Below are 20357 nucleotides of genomic sequence, written 5' to 3'. Positions count from 1 at the left end.
GCCACCCCGCTTCCCCGACTCCGAGACCGCCCCGTCCCTGGCACCACCCCGAGCCGCGGCCGCGCGCGCTCGGGGTCGGCTCCGGGCATGCGTACGCTGCCGAGCGGACGCGCCCGGCACCGCCCGGTACCTAGCGTCGACAGCGTCGCCCGCACCGCCGGGCCGCCGTCGAACCGCACCCGCCGCCCGCCGTCGTCCACCCTGGAGAAGACCCGATGACGACCACGCACACCACCCCGCCGCCCGCCGTCCCCCCGACCCCCGGGGCACCCGGCGGACCGCCCGGACGTCGCCCGCGACGGCGGCGTGGCCCGCTCGTCCGCGTCCTCCTCGTGCTCGGGCTCGTCGTCGTCCTGCTCGTCGGGGCCGTCGCAGTGGTCGTGGGCGTCGCGTGGGCGCGCGCCGCGACGAGCACGGCGGGAGCCGTGGAGTTCACGCGGCCGCTCGCCGTCCCGCCGCTCGCGGAGTCGCGCGTGGAGGACGGCGTGCGCGTCTTCGAGCTCGAGGCGCGCGAGGGCGTCGCCGACCTCGGCGCGTCCGCCCCCACTCCGACGATCGGGCTGAACGGCGACTACCTGGGGCCCACCTTGCGGGCCGCGCGCGGGGAGCGCGTGCGCGTCGACGTGACTAACGCTCTCGACGAGACGACGACGCTCCACTGGCACGGCATGCACCTGCCGCCCGCGATGGACGGCGGCCCCCACCAGATGGTCGAGCCGGGCGAAACGTGGTCGCCCACGTGGACGATCGACCAGCCCGCCGCGACGCTCTGGTACCACCCGCACCTGCACGGGCAGACCGCGAGCCAGGTGTACCGCGGGCTAGCGGGGATGTTCCTCCTCGACGACCCTGCCGCCGCCGACGGCCTGGCCGCCGACCTGCCGCACGAGTACGGCGTCGACGACGTCCCCGTCATCCTCCAGGACAAGAGCTTCCACGCCGACGGGCGGCTCGACGACGCCGTCTCCTTCCTCTCGCCGGTCGGCCCGCTCGGTGGCACGGTGCTCGTCAACGGCACCCCGGGGCCCTACCTCGACGTCGCGACCGAGCGCGTCCGTCTGCGCCTGCTCAACGGCTCCGACTCACGCGTCTACGACGTCGGCCTCGCCGACGGCGGCACGGTCCAGCTCATCGGGACCGACGGTGGGCTGCTCCCCGCTCCGCAGTTGGTCGAGCGCGTGCGCCTCTCCCCGGGCGATCGGGCGGAGGTCGTCGTGACCATGACCCCGGGGCAGCGCGCGGTCCTGCGCAGCTTCCCGCCCGAGCTGGGCGTCAACCCGATGTTCGAGCGCTTCTCGGGCGGCGAGGACACCCTCGACCTCCTCGAGCTCCGCGCGGCCGGCACGCTCGAGCCGAGCCCCGACATCCCGGGCACGCTCGGCGCCGCCGACCCCGCGGACGCGCTCGACGAGTCCGACGCCGTGCGCACCCGCCGCTTCCAGCTCGCCGGTACCGCGATCAACGGGCGCTCCATGGACATGGCGCGGATCGACGAGGTCGTCACGGTCGGCGAGACCGAGGTGTGGGAGGTCACCGGGCTCGACGACACCCCGCACAACTTCCACGTGCACGACGTCCGGTTCCGCGTCCTCGACGTCGCAGGACAGCGGCCCGGGCCGGACCTCGCCGGGTGGCAGGACACGGTCTACGTCCAGCCGGGGCACGTGACGCGCCTGCTCGTCCGGTTCGACGCCGCCGAGGGCACGACCGATCCGACCACCCCGTACATGTTCCACTGCCACCTCCTCACGCACGAGGACCGCGGCATGATGGGCCAGCTCGTCGTCGTCGCCCCGGGCGAGCAGGCGCCGTCCCGTATCGACGTCCCCGACGGCGGCACCCATCAGGAGCACGACGCCGACGCGCTCCCGGGCGACGGCACCGGCCCCCGCCACACCCTCGCACGGGACGGGAAGCACGACCCTGACCACTGACCCGTCGAGGTAGAGCCGTGGTTGTGCGAGGTAGAGCCGTGGTTGTGCGAGGTAGAGCCGTGGTCACCCTGCCCGACGGCGTGTGGTCGCCCTGGGTGGTCGTGGTGGGTGGTGGTGCCGCGTCTACCATCCGCCGTTCTTTCCTCGCGGCTCCCGCCAAGCCCGCCACGACGCGGCACCACCACCCACCCCGCCCGGCGTCGTCTTGCCTCGGTCTGTGCTCGCCCCGGGTGGCTGCCCGCGGGACCGTCGATCTCGCGACTTGCGCTTCGCGGTCCACTTCTCTCGCGTCGCACAGCGGCGCTCACGGCTGCACCGTGGTGCCGCGCCCTGGCGGCGCGCAGGTGATCTTGACGCGTCTCGTGCGTCTCGTGCGTCTGGTGCGTTCGGGTGCTTGCCCGATCCGCGCCGCTCACCGCCCGGGTTCAGCCCGGGCGACCCGACGGCCCTCGGCGGGGCCGACCACCTCGGATGGTGACCCAGCCGCAATGGTGGCCCCGACCGCGACGGGCGACCGGCCGCCGTCGGACACGACCACGGCTCTACCCGACCGGGCAGCGTTCTGCTTCGGTGGACCACGGCTCTACTTCGCGTGACCAGGGCTCTATCTCGCGTGACCAGGGCTCTACCTCGCGTGACCACGGCTCTATCTCGCGTGACCAGGGCTCTACCTCAGCCCACCGGGGTCCTCGCTCGGCGTGTCCGGCATACGGGCGGTCGGGCGGGGCGGTCCGCACGCCCGACGGCGACGGGTAGCGTGTCGCTCATGACCGCTCCGCACCCGGACTCCCTGGCCAGCGCCCCCGCGGCGACCGACGCGACCCCCGGCGCGGTGCCGCGCGCCGAGGACGAGGTCGTGCGGATCTGCCGCGAGCTGCTGCGGATCGACACGTCGAACTTCGGCGACGGGTCGGGCCCGGGGGAGCGGGCCGCCGCGGAGTACGTCATGGAGCTGCTGCACGAGGTCGGGCTCGAGCCGGAGCTGTTCGAGTCGGAGCCCGGCCGGGCGAGCGTCGTCGTGCGGCTCGAGGGCGCGGACCCGACGCGACCGGCGCTCGTGCTCCACGGCCACCTCGACGTCGTCCCCGCGCAGGCGGAGGACTGGTCGGTGGACCCGTTCGCGGGCGAGGAGATCGACGGCCTGCTGTGGGGGCGCGGCGCCGTCGACATGAAGGACATGGACGCGATGATCCTCGCGGTCGTGCGCCAGATGGTGCGCGAGGGCCGCAAGCCCGCGCGCGACGTCGTCGTCGCGTTCTTCGCGGACGAGGAGGCGGGCGGCGCCTACGGGGCGCGCTACGCCGTCGACCACCGGCCCGAGCTGTTCGAGGGTGCGACCGAGGCGATCAGCGAGGTCGGCGGGTTCTCGGTCGAGGTCGGGGGGCGGCGGGCCTACCTGCTCCAGACGGCGGAGAAGGGCATCGCCTGGCTGCGCCTCGTCGCGGAGGGCCGCGCCGGGCACGGGTCGCAGGTGAACGACGACAACGCGGTGACGCGGCTCGCCGAGGCGGTGGCGCGCATCGGGACGCACCACTGGCCGAACACGCTCACGCCGACGGTCGACAAGCTGCTGCGCGGCGTCGCGGACCTCACGGGCCTGCGGTACGACTCCGAGGACTCCCGGTCGATCGAGGCCCTCGTGGCCGCGCTGGGCCCGGCGTCGCGGTTCGTCGGCGCCACGGTGCGGCACACGTCGAACCCGACGCAGCTCTCCGCGGGCTACAAGGCGAACGTCATCCCCGGCCGCGCCGAGGCGGCGATCGACGCGCGCCTCCTGCCGGGCCACGAGGAGGACGGGTTCGCGACGCTCCGCGCGCTCGCGGGCGAGCACGTGCGGGTCGAGGAGATCCACCGCGACATCGCGCTCGAGGTGCCGTTCGAGGGCGACCTGGTGGACGCCATGGTGGACTCGCTGCTCGCGGAGGACCCGGAGGCGACGGTGCTGCCGTACACGCTGTCGGGCGGCACGGACAACAAGTCGCTCGCCCGCCTCGGGATCACGGGCTACGGCTTCGCGCCGCTGCGCCTGCCCGCCGACCTCGACTTCTCCGGCATGTTCCACGGCGTCGACGAGCGCGTGCCCGTCGACTCGCTGCGGTTCGGCGTGCGGGTCCTGGACCGGCTCCTGCGCACCTGCTGACCGACGGGCGTCGCGCGGTCAGGTCTCGCCGAGCAGCGCCCGGACGGAGGAGCGCAGCTGCGCGCGGTACCCGCCGCCGAACAGCACCGCGTGCACCGCGACCGGGTACACCTGGTGCAGCGCGACGCGGTGGCGCCACCCGCGCGCGAGCGGGTGCGCGGCGTCGTACGCGGCGAGGATGTCGTCGAGGAACGGCGCGCCGAACAGCGCGAGCATCGCGAGGTCGGCCTCGCGGTGCCCGCCGTGGGCGGCCGGGTCGATGAGCACCGCCTCGACCGCGCCCGCCGAGCCGCCCGTGCGGTCGTCCGGCCCGCCGCCCCGGCCTGGCGCCCACAGCACGTTGCCCGACCAGAGGTCGCCGTGCACGCGCGCCGGCGCGTCGTCGAGCGCCGGGCGGGCGAGGTCGGGCAGGCGCGCGGCGAGGCGGTCGAGGAGCCGCTCGTCCTCGGCGTCGAGCGCGCCCCGGTCGCGGCCCTGCCGCGCGACCGGCAGGAGGCGCGCCTCGGCGTAGAAGGTCGGCCAGTCCGGCCACGCACCCGTGGGCAGCGGCAGCGGGTCGTCGAGCGGGCCGAAGAACGCCTCACCGGACCACCCCGGCGGGGCCGCACCCCAGGCCGGCGCCCCGGCGTCGTGCACGACGGCGAGCGCCCGCCCGAACGCGCGGGCCGCCTCGCGGGTCGGCGCGGTCGTCGGCACGCGCTCCAGGTCGAGGTGGTCGGGGCCGACGTCGAGCACGCGGGCGACGCGCGGCCCGCCCGGGACGGCGAGCCACGCCAGCCCGGCGGCCTCGCAGCGGAAGAACCCTGCCGGGGCCGCGGCGCGCGACTTCGTGAAGACGGCCGGCGCCGCCTCGTGCTCGCCGCTCACCGGGCCGCTCTCACCGGATCGTGCTCGTGCTCACAGCGTCGAGCTGACCCGGATGATCTTGCGCCGCAGCCAGACCCGGCGCTCGCCCCCGACGTACAGCCGGGTGCGGGCGAGCTCCCAGCGCCCGTACTCCGCCTCGTCGGTGAGGAGCCTGCTCGCGTCCGAACGGCTCGTGGAGCGGTCGATCGTCAGGACGCGGTACTCGTACTGCCCGCCGTGCGCGGCCCATCCGGACCTCCGGCGTGACGTCGGCCTCTCCTCCACGTGCCACCGTCCTCTCTCGCCTGTCTCGGTCGCGGGCCGGGTGGTGGGACCGACCCGGCCAACGAGTGCCATTGTGCCCCTCTCGGCGCTACCGTCAGGGTATGACCGCTGACCCGCGTGCCGCGCTCGACCGGTTCATCGCCGCGCTCGAAGCCCACTACAACGCCGTCGCCGCACGTCGCGGGGAGGACGACCCCGCGGTCGACGACGCCTACTACGTCCTCGGGGACGCCTTCGAGGTGTACGACGAGGCGCTGGGACAGGTGCACGGGGAGGCGACGCCGTTCTACCTCGCGGAGGAGGACGACGACGAGGACGACGAGGACGACGACGCGGAGGAGGACGACGACCTCGACGACACGCTCGACGACGACGTCCTCTCCGGCGAGCTCGAGACCGACGGCGCGCGCTGAGACGCCCGAGGTCGCCGAGGGAGGGGCGGGGTCACCACCGCTCGGGGTAGCCGACGTCGAGCGCGCTCACGTCGTCGAGCGCTGCGCGCACGGCGTCGGGCAGCACGAGGTCGGTCGCGGCGAGCGACGTGCGCAGCTGCGCGGGGGTGCGCGCACCGACGACCGCGCTCGCGACGGCGGGGCGCCCCAGGAGCCAGGACAGCGCGACGTCGAGCGGCGCGCGGCCCAGGCCCTCCGCGGCGGTCACGACGGCCTCGACGATCCCCGACGACGCGTGGTCGAGGTACGGCTCGACGAACGCGGCGAGGTGCGGGGACGCGCCCCGCGAGTCGGCGGGGAGCGAGCGCCGGTACTTGCCGGTGAGGACGCCCCGCCCGAGCGGGGACCACGCGAGCAGGCCCAGGCCCAGCGACTCGGCGGCGGGGACGACCTCGCGCTCGGCACCGCGCTGGAGCAGCGAGTACTCGAGCTGGACGGCGGCGAGGCCGACGTCGTCGGTCCCGCCGAGCAGGGTCGCGGCCCGCGCCGTCGCCCACCCCGGGTGGTTGGACAGCCCGACGTAGCGCGCGCGCCCGGACGTCACCGCGTGGCGCAGCGCCGACAGCGTCTCGGTGAACGGCGTGCGCGGGTCGGGCGCGTGCACGAGGAACAGGTCGACGTGGTCGGTGCCCAGGCGCGCGAGCGAGTCGTCGAGCGAGTCGAGGAGCGCACCGCGGGACGCGTCGACCACGGGGCCCGACGGCGTGTGGCGCACCCCCGCCTTGGTGCACAGCAGGACGTCGCGCCGGTCGACCTTCGCCCCGAGCAGCGACCCGAGGAGCGACTCGGCGTCGCCGTCGGCGTAGGAGGCGGCCGTGTCCACGAGGGTGCCGCCGGCGTCCACGAAGTCCCGCAGCTGCTCGGCCGCGTCGAGCTCGTCCGTGTCCCGGGCCCACGTCATGGTGCCGAGCCCGAGCTCGGACACGCGCAGGCCGGTGCTGCCGAGGTGGCGGTTCTCCATGGTTGCCGAGGGTACCGGCGGGGGCCCGCGGGCGACCGTCGGGGCGCGCGGTCGGGGACCTGGTCGGCCCAGGTTCACCCGCTCGGCCTCGGGCCTGCAGGTGCGCGGCTGCGGCGCCCCGAGCGGGTATCGTGACCGCTCGTGAACGCGTGGGAAGCCGTCCTCCTCGGCCTCGTCCAGGGCCTGACCGAGTTCCTCCCGATCTCGTCGAGCGCCCACCTGCGCATCGTCGGCGAGCTGATCGGGTCGCAGGACCCGGGTGCCGCCTTCACGGCGATCACGCAGATCGGGACCGAGACGGCGGTGCTGCTGTACTTCCGGCGGGACATCGCGCGCATCTGCGCCGCGTGGTGGCGCTCGGTGCGCGGCGACCACGGCACGGACTGGCGGGCGCGGCTCGGCCGGCACGACCACGACGCCGCGATGGCCTGGTACATCGCGCTCGGCTCGGTGCCCATCGTGCTGCTCGGCCTGCTGTTCCAGGACGCGATCGAGAACACGTTCCGCAACCTCTACCTGACGGCGCTCATGCTCGCGGTGTTCGCGCTCCTGCTCGGCTGGGCCGACCGGGTGGGCGCCAAGCGCCGCACGCTGCGCGAGCTCTCGGCCGGGCAGGCGGTCGCGTTCGGCTTCGCGCAGGCGCTCGCGCTCGTCCCCGGCGTCTCGCGCTCGGGCGGCACGATCACCGCCGGCCTGCTCATGGGCTTCACGCGCGAGGCGGCGGCGCGCTACTCGTTCCTCCTCGCGATCCCGGCCGTCATGGGCTCGGGCTTCTACCAGCTCTTCAAGTCCGCGGACGAGCCGGCCCCCGGGGCCCCCGGCGCCGGGGCGACCCTCATCGCGACGCTCGTCGCGTTCGTCGTCGGGTACTTCGTCATCATCGCGTTCCTCAAGATCGTCTCGACCTTCAGCTACACGCCGTTCGTGGTCTACCGCCTCGTGCTCGCGGCGCTCGTCGTGCTGCTCCTGCTCGTGGGCGTGCTGGAGCCGGGCGGGACGGCCGTCTCGACGCCGTGACCCTCTCGGGCCGCGGTCAGAGCCAGCCGACGCGCTTGAAGACCCGGTAGAGCACGACGCAGCCGCCCGCCATGAGGGCGAGCGCGAAGGGGTAGCCGAACACCCAGTGCAGCTCCGGCATGTTGCGGAAGTTCATCCCGTACACGCCCGCGACGATCGTCGGGTACACGAGGATCGCCGCCCACGCCGAGATCTTGCGCATGTCCTCGTTCTGCCGCACCGAGACCTGGGTCATGTGGACCTGGAGCATGTCCGAGAGCAGGTCGTCGTGCGCGTCGAGGTGCCGGTCGATCCGTTCGACCGTCGTCACAACGCGCTCGAGCATGCGCCGGTTCACCCCGAGGTGGTCGGGGACGTCCGGGTCGAGCAGCTCGGGCAGCTCCGCCGTGACGGGCATGAGGGCGCGCCGCGCCTCGGTGATCTCGCGCTTGAGGTCGTAGATGCGCTCGACCGGGTCCTCGCGCTGCTGGTCGAACACCACGCGCTCGGTGTCGGCGACGGCGTCGCCCAGGCCCAGCTCGACCTGCGAGGCGCCGCCGACGATGGCGAGGACCGCGGCGGAGACGATCCGCTGGACGGGCGAGCCGTGGGGGTCGCCGGGCGCGGCGACCTTGTCGAGCATGATCGCGTGCACGTCCGCGTCGCCCTCCTCGGCGGTGAGGACGAGGCCCGGGCCGAGCAGCGCGGCGAACTGGCCCGTGTGCACCTGGCGGTCCGACTCGGTGAACCATGCCGTCGGGGTCACCAGGAGGAGCCAGTCCGCCGCGACGCGGCGCACGTGCGCCAAGGGGTGGCGGTTGTGCCGCGCGAGGTCCTGCCGCGTCGGGCCCACCCCGGTCGTGACCTGGGCCGCGGCGTCGAGCACGGCGTCGAGGTCCTCCAGACGCGCCCAGGTCACCGTGGCGCGGGCGGCGTGCCGGTCGCCAGGAGTGTCCAGGGTGCCGGGATCGGCCGGGTGCACGCCGTCGGCGCCGGGCTCGACCGTCCACGCCGCGACGGCGCGCACGGTCGGTCGTCGGGGCGCGGGGGCGGGCGCGCCGTCGGGCGGGGTGCCCGTCCGCGGCTCGGTGGGGTTCGTCACGTCCGCATTGTCCCGCGCCCCGCACGGACCTGCCCGGTCGCCGTCCGGCACGGCCTCGCGCGCGGCCCGCGTGCCGGACGGCGGTCCGACGCCCGCGCCCCGGCGGCTAAGGTTGACGCGTGCACAGCTGGCCCGCCCCGCAGATCCCCGAGCTCCCCGGACGAGGCCTCCCGGTCCGGGTGCACGACTCGTCGACCCGTGAGCTCGTCGTCGCCGCCGCGGGCGAGGACGCCACGCTGTACGTGTGCGGCATCACGCCCTACGACGCGACGCACATCGGCCACGCGGCCACCTACGTCGCGTTCGACCTGCTCGTGCGCGCGTGGACGGACGCCGGGCACCGCGTGCGCTACGCGTCGAACGTCACCGACGTCGACGACCCGCTGCTGGAGCGTGCCGCCGCGACCGGCGTCGACTGGCGCGCGCTCGCCGTCGAGCAGACCGCGCTGTTCGCCGAGGACATGACGGCGCTCGGCGTCGTCCCGCCCGACGTCTACGAGGGCGCGGTGGAGACGATCCCCGCCGTCGTGGACGCGGTGACCCAGCTCCTCGACGCGGGCCTCGCGTACCGCGTCCCGGTCGAGCCCGGCGCCGGCGGCACGGACCCCGGGCTGGGCGACGTCTACGCCGACCTCTCTGCCGACCGCGCGTTCGGCTCGGTCTCACGCCTCGCGCGCGACGTCATGGAGCACCTCTTCGCCGAGCGCGGCGGCGACCCCGACCGCGAGGGCAAGAAGGACGCGCTCGACCCGCTGCTGTGGCGCCGCGAGCGCCCGGGCGAGCCCGCGTGGGACGGCGGCGCGCTCGGCACCGGCCGCCCCGGCTGGCACGTGGAGTGCGCCGTCATCTCGCGCGACGGGCTCGGCCTGCCGTTCGACGTGCAGGGCGGGGGAGCGGACCTGCTGTTCCCGCACCACGAGATGTCGTCGTCGCACGACCGCATGCTCGCGGGCGGCGGTGCGCCCCGCGCGCACGTGCACGCCGGACTCGTCGCGTACGAGGGCGAGAAGATGAGCAAGTCGCGCGGCAACCTCGTGCTCGTGTCGAACCTGCGGGCCACGGGCGTCGACCCGATGGCGATCCGCCTCGCGCTGCTCGCGCACCACTACCGCGGCGAGTGGGAGTGGACCGACGACGACCTGCCCGCGGGCGTGCGACGTCTCGAGACGTGGCGCGACGCCGTGTCGGGCAACGGTGGCCCGGACGCGACCGCGACGCTCGCGGCCGTGCGCGCCGCGCTCGCCGACGACCTCGACGCCCCGACGGCGCTCGCCGCCGTGGACGCCTGGGCCGCGGAGTCGCTGCGCCCCGGTCGTGACACCTCGCGCGACGAGGAGGGTGCCCCGGGCGTCGTCGCGCGCGCGGTGAACGCCCTGCTGGGCGTCCGGCTCTGACGAGCCGCCCCGCGCTGGCACCGCCGCCCGCGAGGCGGGCCGTGCGTCAGACGGTCGGGCCCTTGCCCGGGTTGCCGCGGTCGCGGCGGCGCAGGTAGCGCTCGAACTCGCGCGCGATGGCCTCGCCGCTCGCCTCGGGGAGCTCGGCCGTGTCCTTCGCCTCCTCGAGCTGCTGGACGTACTCCGCGATCTCCGCGTCCTCCGCGGCGAGCTCGTCGACGCCGTGCTGCCACGCCTCGGCGTCCTCGGGCAGGTCGCCCAGCGGGATCGGCTCGGACAGCAGCTCCTCGATGCGCGCGAGGATCGCGAGCGTCGCCTTGGGCGACGGCGGGTGCGCCACGTAGTGCGGCACGGCCGCCCAGAGCGACACCGACTGCATCCCGCGCTCCGCCGCGGCGTGCTGGAGCACGCCGACGATGCCCGTCGGCCCCTCGTACGTGCTCGGCTCGACGTCGAGCACGGCCTGCAGGCCCACGCTCTCCGACGTCGCCGTCATGGGGATGGGCCGCGTGTGCGGCACGTCCGCGAGCAGCGCGCCGAGCGTCACGACCGTGCGCACGCCGTGCTCCTCCGCGACGTCGAGCAGCTCGCGGCAGTACCGGCGCCAGCGCATGGACGGCTCGATGCCGTGCACGAGCACCACGCGGCGACCCGTCGGCGACAGGACCGCCGACGCGATCGTCGTCGTGGGCCACGTGATCTCGCGGCGGCCGTCGTCGTCGGTCGTGACGACCGGGCGGTTCACCTGGAAGTCGTGGTACTCCTCCGGGTCCAGCTCGTCGACGTCCTCGGCGCCCCACACCTCGTGCAGGTGCTGGAGGGCGGCCGTGGCGGCGCTCCCGGCGTCGTTCCAGCCCTCGAACGCCGCGATCATCACGGTCTGGCGGGTGCCCTCGGTCGCGTTCTCGGTCATCACCCCAGCCTATGCGGCCGGGCCCGACGGCGTCGGGGCGGGTTCGCGCCCGGCGTAGCCGCCTCAGCCGCAGTCGAGCGCCGGGTAGGCGACGTCGTCCGACGACGACCGCCCGTCTCCCGTGGTCGTCACCCGCGCGCTGCCCGCGTCGAGCGTGTCCGAGCGCGCCGAGAACGACTGGTACGCGGACGCGCCGGGCGCGACGCCCGCCAGGGTGCGCTCGCCGAACGGCGTGCTCAGCGTGACGTCCGCGGGCACCGCGCCGTCGTTCGTCGCGCGGACCGCGACGTACGCCCGCCCGGCCAGGCACCGCGGGACGGCGGTCGCGGAGACGTCGGGGCCGTCGAGTGCGGCGGACAGCGCGAGGACGCCGAGCACGGCCGTGGTCGAGCGCACGACGCTCGCCGACGCGCCGGCGTCCTCGATCGCCGTGGAGCCGAGAGCGAGCGCCTCCTGGACCAGGGTCTGCGCCGCGTCCCAGTCACGCCGGTCCGCGGCCTCGAGCGCGCGCCGCATCCGGACCTGGACCTGCGCCCCGGCCTCCGGCTCGACCGTGCCCGCGGCGACGCGCTCGTCGACGAGGTCGACGACGTCGGTGTACCAGGAGGGGTCGGCCGCGACGTCGGCACCCACGAAGCCCGCCTCCACCGCGGCACGGGTCGACGCGACGACGGCGTCGCGGTAGTCCTCGGCGTCCGGGTACCAGGCCGCGAGCGTGGCGTCGTCCACCGGGCGCGAGCCGCCGTCGAGGAAGCAGAACCCGGGCCCGGCGTTGGCGCCGGAGTTGATCCGCGTCGGGACGTCCTGCTGCGCGAGCCGGACGCCGCCCAGGCCGAGGCCGCGCTCGTCGCGCACCACCTGGCGCGGCGCCTGGTCGGACAGCGTGATGGGCGCCGCCGACGGCGGGGTCGTCCCGTCCGCGACCCACGCGGCCACGTGGTCGTACACCGACGCCTGGACCAGGTGCTGGGGCACGCGGGAGCCGGACGGCTCCTCGCACGTCTGCGGCGTCCCGGGGTAGCCGCCGGGCGCGGAGCCGACGTCGCGGATCCGCAGCCGCCCGTAGTCGGTGATGAGCTTCCAGTCGCCGTGCGACGCGCCCGCGACCTCCCAGGTGCGCCGCACGTCGGTGTCGGGCTGGCGCTGCGCCGCCCCGAGGAGGTCGATCGCGACGTCGGTCTCGCTGTTGACCTTGAACACCGGCGTCTCGAGGTCGTCGCGCAGCAGCCCGCCCCCGCCGTGCAGCACGACGGCGTCGACGACCCCCGCGAGCGGGTCGACCGAGTTCACGTACGACCACAGCCGCCCCGCCGACTGCGAGTGCCCGGTCGCGACGACGCGCTCCGCCTCGAGCGGACCGAGCGGCGCCGTGCCCGCGGGGTCGCGCACCGCGGCCACGGCCTGGCTGAAGACGTCCCACGAGAGGGTGTCGTCGGTCACGGTGCCGCCGTCGGTGAGGTCGAGCGTGCCGTAGCGCTCGGGGCTCCAGGCCCGCAGGCCGGTGGGCGAGTGCACGCCCGCCCGCTGCGCCGACACCCCGACCCACGCGTAGCCCTCGCGCACCAGGTGCTCGTGCGTCTGGAACCAGTCGACCTCCTGGTCCCACTGGTTCGAGACGTTGTACCACTCGGCGATCACCGTGCCGTTGAACGTCGCGGGGTCGACGGGCCGGCGCACCACGACGCGGGTGCGGAAAGCGTGCCCGGTGCTGAGGACCGTCGCGTCCGTCACGCCGTCCGCCTGGTAGCGGGTCGCCTCGCCCTCGACGAAGAACTCCTCCTCGACGTAGCCGCGCGCGGCCAGGTCGTAGTCGGTCGCGAGGAAGGGGTACCCGTGGGCAGGGTCGCCGGGCGCCGTCGTCGTGGGCACCGGGCCGGTCACCACGGGGTCGGGGACGGCGGCGCTCGCGGGGAGCGCGGTCCCGGCGAGCACGAGCACCCCGGCGAGGGCGAGCGCGAGCGGGCGGCGGACGGGGGGTGCGGACATGGCGACTCCTTCGTCGGGCCCGACGGCGGTGGCGGGCGCTCAGCAGCCTAGGGAAGCCGCACGCTTCTGTCGACCGGCGCGCGAGTTCGGGAGCAGGATCGCCAGAAGCCGTCGCGCGCGACCGCACGCCCAGGAACGGCGGCGCGCCCGCGGCGGTGGCGTCCGGTTAGGGTCGAGGGTGCAGGGGTTCGTCGTACGACCGTTGATGGAGACCGCTTTGCCTTTTCGCCCTGACAGCACGTCCGCAGGTCAGCGCTCTGCCGAGCGTCCCGACGCCTCGGCGTTGCCCGAGGCGGTCCTGTGGGACATGGACGGGACGCTCGTCGACACCGAGCCCTACTGGATCGCGGCGGAGCACGAGCTCGTCGGCGCGCACGGCGGCACGTGGACGCACGAGGACGCGATGTCGCTCGTCGGCAACCCGCTGCGCGAGTCGGCGCGCATCCTGCGCGAGCGCGGCGGCGTCGACCTGCCCGTGGACGAGATCGTCGCGTTCCTCATCGGGCGCGTGATCGAGCAGGTGCGCGTCGAGGTGCCGTGGCAGCCCGGCGCGCGCGAGCTCCTCACGGCGCTGCGCGAGGCTGGCGTGCCGTGCGCGCTCGTCACGATGTCCTACCGCGAGCTCGCCCAGCCCGTCGCCGAGATGGCGCCGCCGGACGCGTTCCAGGTGCTGGTCTGCGGCGACGAGGTCGAGCGCGGCAAGCCAGACCCGGAGCCCTACCTCCTCGCGGCGCAGCGCCTGGGCGTCGACGTCACGCGCTGCGTCGCGATCGAGGACTCGCCCGCGGGGATCGCCTCGGCCCGCGCCGCGGGGGCCGCGACGCTGGGTGTCGAGGCCGTGGTCCCGGTGCTCCCGGCGCCGGGCCTGAGCCGCACGCCGTCGCTCGAGCTCGTCGACGTCGCGCTCCTGTCGCGGCTCGTCGCGGGCGACGTCGTCGACCTCATGGAGGACGACGCCGCCTGAGGCGCCGCCCGGCGGCCTGCCCGACGGTGCGCGGGCCGTCGGGACGAACCCGCCGAGCGCATAGGCTCTCAGGGTGGACGGACCCGAACCTCGAGCACCCCGCACGCCCGCACCGGCAGGCCCGCGCACGAAGGGCTGGGTGATCGGCCGCGTCGTCGGCGCACCGGTGATCCTCACGCCGTCCTGGTTCCTCGCCGCGGCGATCCTCACGGTCCTCTTCGCGCCGACGGTGCAGCGGCTCGCCCCGCACCTGGGCCCCGAGATCTACCTCGTGTCCTTCGCGTTCGTGCTGCTGCTGTTCGCGTCCGTCTTCCTGCACGAGGTCGCGCACGCGCTCGTCGCGCGCGCCCGGGGCCAGCACGTGACCGAGCTCGCGGTGACGCTCTGGGGCGGCCACACGGCGTACTCCGGGACGTCGTCGCGCCCGCTCGACGGCTTCCTCATCTCGGTCGTCGGCCCGCTGACCAACCTGGCGCTCGCGGTCGTGTTCTGGGTGACGTTCCAGGCGCAGCCGACCTTCTCCGTGCCCGCCCTCCTGCTGTACGCGGCCGCGTTCTCCAACGCGTTCGTCGGGTTCTTCAACCTCCTGCCCGGCCTCCCGCTCGACGGCGGCCAGATCCTCGAGTCCGCCGTGTGGGCCGCGACCGGGTCGCGGACGAAGGGCACGGTCGCGGCCGGCTGGGTCGGGCGCGCGGTCGCCGTCGGGGTCGTCGCGTGGGCGCTCGTGTGGCCGCTGACCTACGGCGGACGGCCGGACCTGTGGACCGTCGCCTGGGCGGCGCTCATCGGGGCGTTCCTGTGGAGCGGCGCGGGGCAGGCCATCACCGTCGCGCGCACCCGCGAGGCGGTGTCCGGGCTCACCGTCCGCAGCCTCGCGCGCCCCGCGGTCGCCGTGCCGTCCACGGCGACGGTCGGCGCGGTCGGGCGCTCGGTGGCGCTCGCGGGCGGTCCGCACGTGGTGGCCGTCCTGGTGGACGGCGCAGGCAGGCCCCTCGGGTACGTGGACCCCGCCGCGGCCGCGGCCGTGCCGCCCGACGCCGCCGAGACGACCCCGGTCGGCGCGGTCGCCGTGCCCCTGCCCGGGGCCGCGACGATCGACGCCCACAGCGCGGGGCAGGACATGCTCGCCGAGCTCTCGCGCGTCGGGCGGGACGCGGCGGTCGTCGTCGTGACCGACGGCGGCCGCGTCGTCGGCGCGCTCGAGGTCGCCCGGGTCGTCGCGGCGCTGCGGGACGCCCGGCACGGGCGGTGACCGGCGCGTCGTCCGCGCGCACGACCGACCGGCGTCGGGCGTGGGGCGGGCGGCCCGTAGGATGGTCGCCCGTGACCTCCGAGCCCGCCACCACGCCCGGCCACCCGACCCCGCAGCCCGGTGGGGACGGCGCAGCCGCCCCCGCGCACGGCGCGTCCGACCGCCCCGGTGCGACGGGCGCGGACGAGCGCCGCGGCCCGCTCCGCGTGGGGGACAAGGTCCAGCTCACGGACCCGCGCGGTCGCCTGCACACCATCACGCTCGCGCCGGGCGCGACGTTCCACACGCACAAGGGCTACCTGCGGCACGACGACCTCATCGGCCGCCCCGAGGGCAGCGTCGTGCGCAACACCGCCGAGATCGAGTACCTCGCGATGCGCCCGCTCCTCGCGGACTATGTGCTCTCGATGCCCCGCGGCGCGGCGGTCGTCTACCCGAAGGACGCCGGCCAGATCGTCGCGATGGCGGACATCTTCCCGGGCGCGCGCGTCGTCGAGGCGGGCGTCGGGTCGGGCGCGCTGACGATGTCGCTGCTGCGCGCCGTCGGCGACGCGGGCGAGCTCCACTCGATCGAGCGGCGCGAGGACTTCGCCGCGATCGCGCGCGGCAACGTCGAGACGTTCTTCGGTGGCGAGCACCCGGCCTGGACGCTCTCCGTGGGCGACCTCGCCGACGTGCTCCCGACCGTCGCCGAGGACGGCACGGTCGACCGCGTCGTGCTCGACATGCTCGCGCCCTGGGAGAACCTCGACGTCGTCGCGCGCGCGCTCGTGCCCGGCGGCGTCCTCGTGTGCTACGTCGCCACGACGACCCAGCTCTCACGCCTCGCGGAGGACCTGCGGGCCGACGGCCGCTACGCGGAGCCCGTCGCGTGGGAGTCGATGGTGCGGGGCTGGCACCTGGAGGGTCTCGCGGTGCGGCCGCAGCACCGCATGATCGGGCACACCGGGTTCCTGCTCACCGCACGGCGCCTCGCGGACGGCGTCGCGCCGCCCGAGCGCAAGCGCCGCCCGGCCAAGGGCGCGTACCCGACCGACGCCGAGCAGTGGTCGCCCGAGGAGCTGGGCGAGCGCCCGGTCTCCGAGAAGAAGATCCGGCGCGTGCGGCGCGACGTCGGCCAGGGCCCCGAGCAGACGACCGGTCCGGGCGCGGAGCACGGCGTGCAGAAGGGCGCGGAAGACGCCGACGGGGCGCCCGACGTGTCGGGCGCGTGACGGTCCGGTAACGATCGGGGCGCCGCCGTCTCACCCTGGGTGTCGTCCGTGTGCACGGGCGAGACTTGTGCCTAAGGTCTACACCCGACCGCCGGACGATGGTCGGCACGGGCGCCTCGCGAGGCCCGTCGTCCGCCGTCCACCCGTGGTCGGGCGAGCCGGCGGCGAGAGGGACACCCGATGAGCGAGACATTCGGCCGTAGCGACCAGGCCCCGCAGGACGGCGCGCGCGAGCTCGCGCTGCTGTCCGCGAAGAACGAGAGGCTCGCCGAGGCGCTGCGCGCGGCCCGGGACCAGATCCTCGACCTCAAGCGGCAGATCGACGACCTCGCCAAGCCCCCGGGGACGTACGCGGTGTTCCTCGCCGCGCACCCGGACGGGTCGGTCGACGTGTCCGCCGCCGGGCGCAAGATGCACGTCGGCGCGAGCCCCAGCCTCGACGTCCAGCGCCTGCGCCCGGGCCAGGAGGTCAAGCTCAACGAGGCGATGACCGTCGTCGCCGCGGGCGGCTACGAGCGCACGGGCGAGATCGTCACGGTCAAGGAGATCCTCGACGCCGACCGCGTGCTCGTCGTCGGCCGGGCCGACGAGGAGCGGGTCGTGCGGCTCGCCGGGTCGGTCGCGCGCACGACGCTCCGCGTGGGCGACTCGCTCACCATCGACACGCGCAGCGGCTTCGTGTTCGAGGTCATCCCGAAGTCCGAGGTCGAGGAGCTCGTCCTCGAAGAGGTCCCGGACATCGAGTACGAGGACATCGGCGGTCTCGGGCCCCAGATCGAGCAGATCCGCGACGCCGTCGAGCTGCCCTTCACGCACCCCGACCTGTTCCGCGAGCACGGCCTGCACCCGCCCAAGGGCGTGCTGCTGTACGGGCCGCCCGGGTGCGGCAAGACGCTCATCGCCAAGGCCGTCGCCAACTCGCTCGCGCACACGGTGGCGCGGGCGCGCGGCGAGCAGGTGGAGGACGGCTCGGGCGCGGCGCGCAGCTACTTCCTCAACGTCAAGGGCCCCGAGCTGCTCAACAAGTACGTGGGGGAGACCGAGCGGCACATCCGGCTGATCTTCGCCCGCGCTCGGGAGAAGGCGTCGCAGGGGACGCCCGTCGTCGTGTTCTTCGACGAGATGGAGTCGCTGTTCCGCACCCGCGGGACGGGGCTGTCGTCCGACGTCGAGACGACGATCGTGCCCCAGCTCCTCGCCGAGATCGACGGCGTCGAGCGGCTGGACAACGTCATCGTCATCGGTGCGTCGAACCGCGAGGACATGATCGACCCCGCCATCCTGCGGCCGGGGCGCCTCGACGTGAAGATCAAGATCGAGCGGCCCGACGCCGAGGGCGCCAAGGAGATCTTCGCCAAGTACCTCACGGAGGACCTGCCGATCCACGCGGCCGACCTCGCCGAGCACGGCGGCAACCAGCGCGAGGCCCTCGACGCGATGATCCGCTCGGTCGTGGAGCGCATGTACTCCGAGGAGGAGGAGAACCAGTTCCTCGAGGTCACCTACGCCAGCGGCGACAAGGAGATCCTGTACTTCAAGGACTTCAACTCGGGCGCGATGATCCAGAACGTCGTGGACCGGGCGAAGAAGTCGGCGATCAAGGACCTCCTCGCCACGGGACAGCGCGGCATCCGCGTCGACCACCTGCTCGCCGCGTGCGTCGACGAGTTCAAGGAGAACGAGGACCTGCCGAACACCACCAACCCCGACGACTGGGCGCGCATCAGCGGGAAGAAGGGCGAGCGCATCGTCTTCATCCGCACGATCGTGCAGAAGAAGGGCGAGGGCGGCTCGCCGCGCACCATCGACACGGTCACCAACACCGGCCAGTACCTGTAGCGGGGCGTGGTCGCGCCGCCCCGTGGACGGCGCGGCGCGGCGTCGGAGGGCGGACATAGGGTGAGCGCGTGAGCGTACGACGGGTCATGGGGATCGAGACGGAGTACGGCGTCCTGCAGCCGGGGAAGCCGATGGCGAACCCGATGCTCATGTCGAGCCAGGTCGTCACCACGTACCGGGCGCTCGCCGCGCGCAGCGACGGCGCCCGGGGCCGGGCGCGCTGGGACTACGACGACGAGGACCCGCTGCAGGACGCGCGGGGGTTCCACGTGCCGCGCGCGTCGGCGCACCCGTCCCTCCTCACGGACGACCCGTCGCGGCCCGCGCCGTCGGGTCCGGTCGACCGGGCCGCGGAGGGCGGCAGCGCCGAGGCCTCCCTCCAGGAGGTGGCGCGACCGACGACGGAGGAGTACGACGACCCGAGCGCGGCGAACGTCATCCTCACCAACGGCGCCCGGCTCTACGTGGACCACGCGCACCCCGAGTACTCCTCGCCCGAGGTCACGGTGCCGCACGACGTCGTGTGCTGGGACGTGGCGGGGGAGCGGGTCATGCTCGCCGCGTCGCGCGAGCTGGCCCAGGTGCCGGGCGGCGGCGTCGTGCTCTACAAGAACAACGTCGACGGCAAGGGCGCGAGCTACGGCACCCACGAGAACTTCCTCGTCGACCGCGAGGTGCCGTTCGGCGTCCTCGTGGAGATGCTCACGCCGTTCCTCGTGACCCGGCAGGTGTTCGCCGGCTCGGGGCGCGTGGGGCTCGGCCCGGCGGGGGAGGAGCACGGGTTCCAGATCTCCCAGCGCGCCGACTACGTCGAGGCGGAGGTCGGGCTGGAGACGACGCTGCGCCGTCCCATCGTCAACACGCGCGACGAGCCGCACGCGGACCGGCAGCGCTGGCGCCGGCTGCACCTCATCATCGGCGACGCGAACATGTTCGAGACCGCGACCTACCTCAAGACGGGCACGACGTCGCTCGTGCTCTTCGTCGTCGAGCACCTGGAGGAGCTCGGCCCGGAGGTGCGCGCCCGCCTGGCCGGGTTGCGCCTCGCGGACCCGGTCGCGGACGTCCAGCGCGTGAGCCGCGACCTCGAGCTGACGCGTCGTCTCGCCCTCGCCGACGGGCGCGAGCTGACGGCGCTCGAGGTCCAGCGCGAGTACCTGGAGGTCGCCGCCGACGCGGCGGAGCGCCTCGCGGGACCGGACGGGGTCGACGCCCCGACGCGCGACGTGCTCGCGCGGTGGCGCTCGGTGCTCGACCGCCTGGCGACCGACCGCGACGCGTGCGGGCGCGACGTCGAGTGGGTCGCGAAGCTCCGGCTCCTCGACCGCCTGCGCGAGCGCGACGGCCTCGACTGGGGCCACTCGCGTCTCGCGGCGATGGACCTCCAGTGGTCCGACGTGCGGCCCGAGCGCGGCATCTACCACCGCCTCCTCGCCGCCGACGCCGTGGACCGGGTGGTCACCGAGCGCGAGGTCGGCGCGGCGGTGCACCACGCGCCCGAGGACACGCGCGCGTTCTTCCGCGGCGAGGTCATGGCGCGCTACGGCGACGAGGTCTCCGCGGCGAGCTGGGACTCGGTGATCTTCGACGTGCCGGGCGCGCCGTCGCTCCAGCGCGTCCCGATGATGGACCCGCTGCGCGGGACGCGCGCCCACATCGGGGCGCTGCTCGACGCGAGCCCGGACGCCGCCGCGCTGCTGGCGGGTCTGGCAGGCCCGTCGTGACCGGCGGCGACTAGGCTGGACGCACGACGGCGCCCGCCCTCCGTGGGAGGGGCGCCGCGTGCGAGCAGGGCCGGGAAGGGCGCGAGCCCGGACGGGGTTGGAACGGACAGAGCGTCGGCGCGAGGCCGGCCGACGGACGAGGAGGCAGCCATGGCGGGTACCGAACGCACGCACGCGTCGCACGAGGACCGGCGTCCCGACGACGAGCCCGAGGCCCCGGCGACCCCGGTCGCGCCGCAGGCGCAGTCGCGCGACGCCGAGGTGGATGCGCTCCTCGAGGAGATCGACGAGGTCCTGGAGACGAACGCGGAGTCCTTCGTCCGGGGCTTCGTGCAGAAGGGCGGCGAGTAGGAAG

The 20357-nt window shown here is 74.9% G+C and carries 17 protein-coding genes; 11 read left to right on the top strand and 6 right to left on the bottom strand.

Going from position 1 to position 20357, the window contains the following annotated elements; genetic code table 11:
* Window positions 1-215 precede the first annotated feature (215 nt).
* Together RSE42_RS10415 and RSE42_RS10410 are read left to right on the top strand one after the other, a co-directional pair.
* A complete protein-coding gene (locus RSE42_RS10415) occupies window positions 216-1934 on the top strand; it encodes a multicopper oxidase family protein (protein ID WP_051027723.1) in 1719 nt (572 codons plus the stop codon).
* A gap of 766 nt (window positions 1935-2700) precedes the next feature.
* Complete coding sequence (locus RSE42_RS10410; protein WP_415296086.1) at window positions 2701-4074, top strand: M20/M25/M40 family metallo-hydrolase; 1374 nt, start codon at window positions 2701-2703, stop codon at window positions 4072-4074.
* An 18-nt stretch (window positions 4075-4092) separates the two neighbouring features.
* On the opposite strand, the gene RSE42_RS10405 is transcribed toward RSE42_RS10410, so the two are convergent.
* Both RSE42_RS10405 and RSE42_RS10400 read right to left on the bottom strand, forming a co-directional pair.
* The gene (locus RSE42_RS10405; RefSeq protein ID WP_415296085.1) at window positions 4093-4941 is read right to left on the bottom strand and encodes a fructosamine kinase family protein; all 849 of its coding nucleotides are present in this window, start codon (window positions 4939-4941) and stop codon (window positions 4093-4095) included.
* A gap of 30 nt (window positions 4942-4971) precedes the next feature.
* Entirely contained in the window at window positions 4972-5205 is a 234-nt protein-coding gene (locus RSE42_RS10400) for a DUF5703 family protein (protein WP_009861400.1), read from the bottom strand.
* A gap of 101 nt (window positions 5206-5306) precedes the next feature.
* Between RSE42_RS10400 and RSE42_RS10395 the strand changes: the two genes are divergently transcribed.
* Window positions 5307-5618 (top strand): hypothetical protein, encoded by a 312-nt coding sequence (locus RSE42_RS10395; RefSeq protein ID WP_034651396.1) that lies wholly within the window; start codon window positions 5307-5309, stop codon window positions 5616-5618.
* Between the two features lie 31 nt (window positions 5619-5649).
* On the opposite strand, the gene RSE42_RS10390 is transcribed toward RSE42_RS10395, so the two are convergent.
* The gene (locus RSE42_RS10390) at window positions 5650-6618 is read right to left on the bottom strand and encodes an aldo/keto reductase (protein WP_034651393.1); all 969 of its coding nucleotides are present in this window, start codon (window positions 6616-6618) and stop codon (window positions 5650-5652) included.
* A gap of 141 nt (window positions 6619-6759) precedes the next feature.
* Between RSE42_RS10390 and RSE42_RS10385 the strand changes: the two genes are divergently transcribed.
* The gene (locus RSE42_RS10385; RefSeq protein ID WP_034651390.1) at window positions 6760-7635 is read left to right on the top strand and encodes an undecaprenyl-diphosphate phosphatase; all 876 of its coding nucleotides are present in this window, start codon (window positions 6760-6762) and stop codon (window positions 7633-7635) included.
* 16 nt (window positions 7636-7651) lie between these two features.
* Here RSE42_RS10385 and RSE42_RS10380 read toward each other — a convergent pair whose 3' ends face one another.
* Window positions 7652-8716: a CorA family divalent cation transporter gene (locus tag RSE42_RS10380; protein WP_415296081.1), complete on the bottom strand. Its 1065-nt coding sequence runs from the start codon at window positions 8714-8716 to the stop codon at window positions 7652-7654.
* A gap of 119 nt (window positions 8717-8835) precedes the next feature.
* Here RSE42_RS10380 and mshC point away from each other — a divergent pair, with 119 nt between their 5' ends.
* Entirely contained in the window at window positions 8836-10110 is a 1275-nt protein-coding gene (gene mshC / locus RSE42_RS10375) for a cysteine--1-D-myo-inosityl 2-amino-2-deoxy-alpha-D-glucopyranoside ligase (protein WP_085387864.1), read from the top strand.
* A 46-nt stretch (window positions 10111-10156) separates the two neighbouring features.
* On the opposite strand, the gene RSE42_RS10370 is transcribed toward mshC, so the two are convergent.
* Both RSE42_RS10370 and RSE42_RS10365 read right to left on the bottom strand, forming a co-directional pair.
* A complete protein-coding gene (locus RSE42_RS10370; RefSeq protein ID WP_021482086.1) occupies window positions 10157-11023 on the bottom strand; it encodes a PAC2 family protein in 867 nt (288 codons plus the stop codon).
* Window positions 11024-11086: 63 nt separating this feature from the next.
* Window positions 11087-13009, bottom strand: coding sequence for an alpha/beta hydrolase domain-containing protein (locus RSE42_RS10365; RefSeq protein ID WP_415296079.1), 1923 nt, complete (start codon window positions 13007-13009; stop codon window positions 11087-11089).
* Window positions 13010-13292: 283 nt separating this feature from the next.
* Between RSE42_RS10365 and RSE42_RS10360 the strand changes: the two genes are divergently transcribed.
* The 6 genes from RSE42_RS10360 to RSE42_RS10335 all read left to right on the top strand — a co-directional run bounded on the left by RSE42_RS10360 (window position 13293) and on the right by RSE42_RS10335 (window position 20353).
* On the top strand, window positions 13293-13973 hold the full coding sequence (locus RSE42_RS10360; protein ID WP_260679284.1) for an HAD family hydrolase: 681 nt from the start codon (window positions 13293-13295) through the stop codon (window positions 13971-13973).
* A 73-nt stretch (window positions 13974-14046) separates the two neighbouring features.
* On the top strand, window positions 14047-15225 hold the full coding sequence (locus RSE42_RS10355) for a site-2 protease family protein (RefSeq protein WP_415296077.1): 1179 nt from the start codon (window positions 14047-14049) through the stop codon (window positions 15223-15225).
* Window positions 15226-15296: 71 nt separating this feature from the next.
* On the top strand, window positions 15297-16439 hold the full coding sequence (locus RSE42_RS10350) for a tRNA (adenine-N1)-methyltransferase (RefSeq protein WP_081599748.1): 1143 nt from the start codon (window positions 15297-15299) through the stop codon (window positions 16437-16439).
* A gap of 180 nt (window positions 16440-16619) precedes the next feature.
* Entirely contained in the window at window positions 16620-18278 is a 1659-nt protein-coding gene (gene arc, locus RSE42_RS10345; protein ID WP_021479740.1) for a proteasome ATPase, read from the top strand.
* Window positions 18279-18364: 86 nt separating this feature from the next.
* Window positions 18365-20002, top strand: coding sequence for a depupylase/deamidase Dop (gene dop / locus RSE42_RS10340; protein ID WP_144723334.1), 1638 nt, complete (start codon window positions 18365-18367; stop codon window positions 20000-20002).
* A 150-nt stretch (window positions 20003-20152) separates the two neighbouring features.
* Window positions 20153-20353 (top strand): ubiquitin-like protein Pup, encoded by a 201-nt coding sequence (locus RSE42_RS10335; protein WP_021479766.1) that lies wholly within the window; start codon window positions 20153-20155, stop codon window positions 20351-20353.
* Window positions 20354-20357 lie beyond the last annotated feature (4 nt).

The sequence above is a fragment of the Cellulosimicrobium sp. SJTW-1 genome (assembly GCF_047716875.1).
Taxonomy (GTDB): domain Bacteria; phylum Actinomycetota; class Actinomycetes; order Actinomycetales; family Cellulomonadaceae; genus Cellulosimicrobium; species Cellulosimicrobium funkei.
This window is presented reverse-complemented; position numbering and strand designations above follow the sequence as displayed.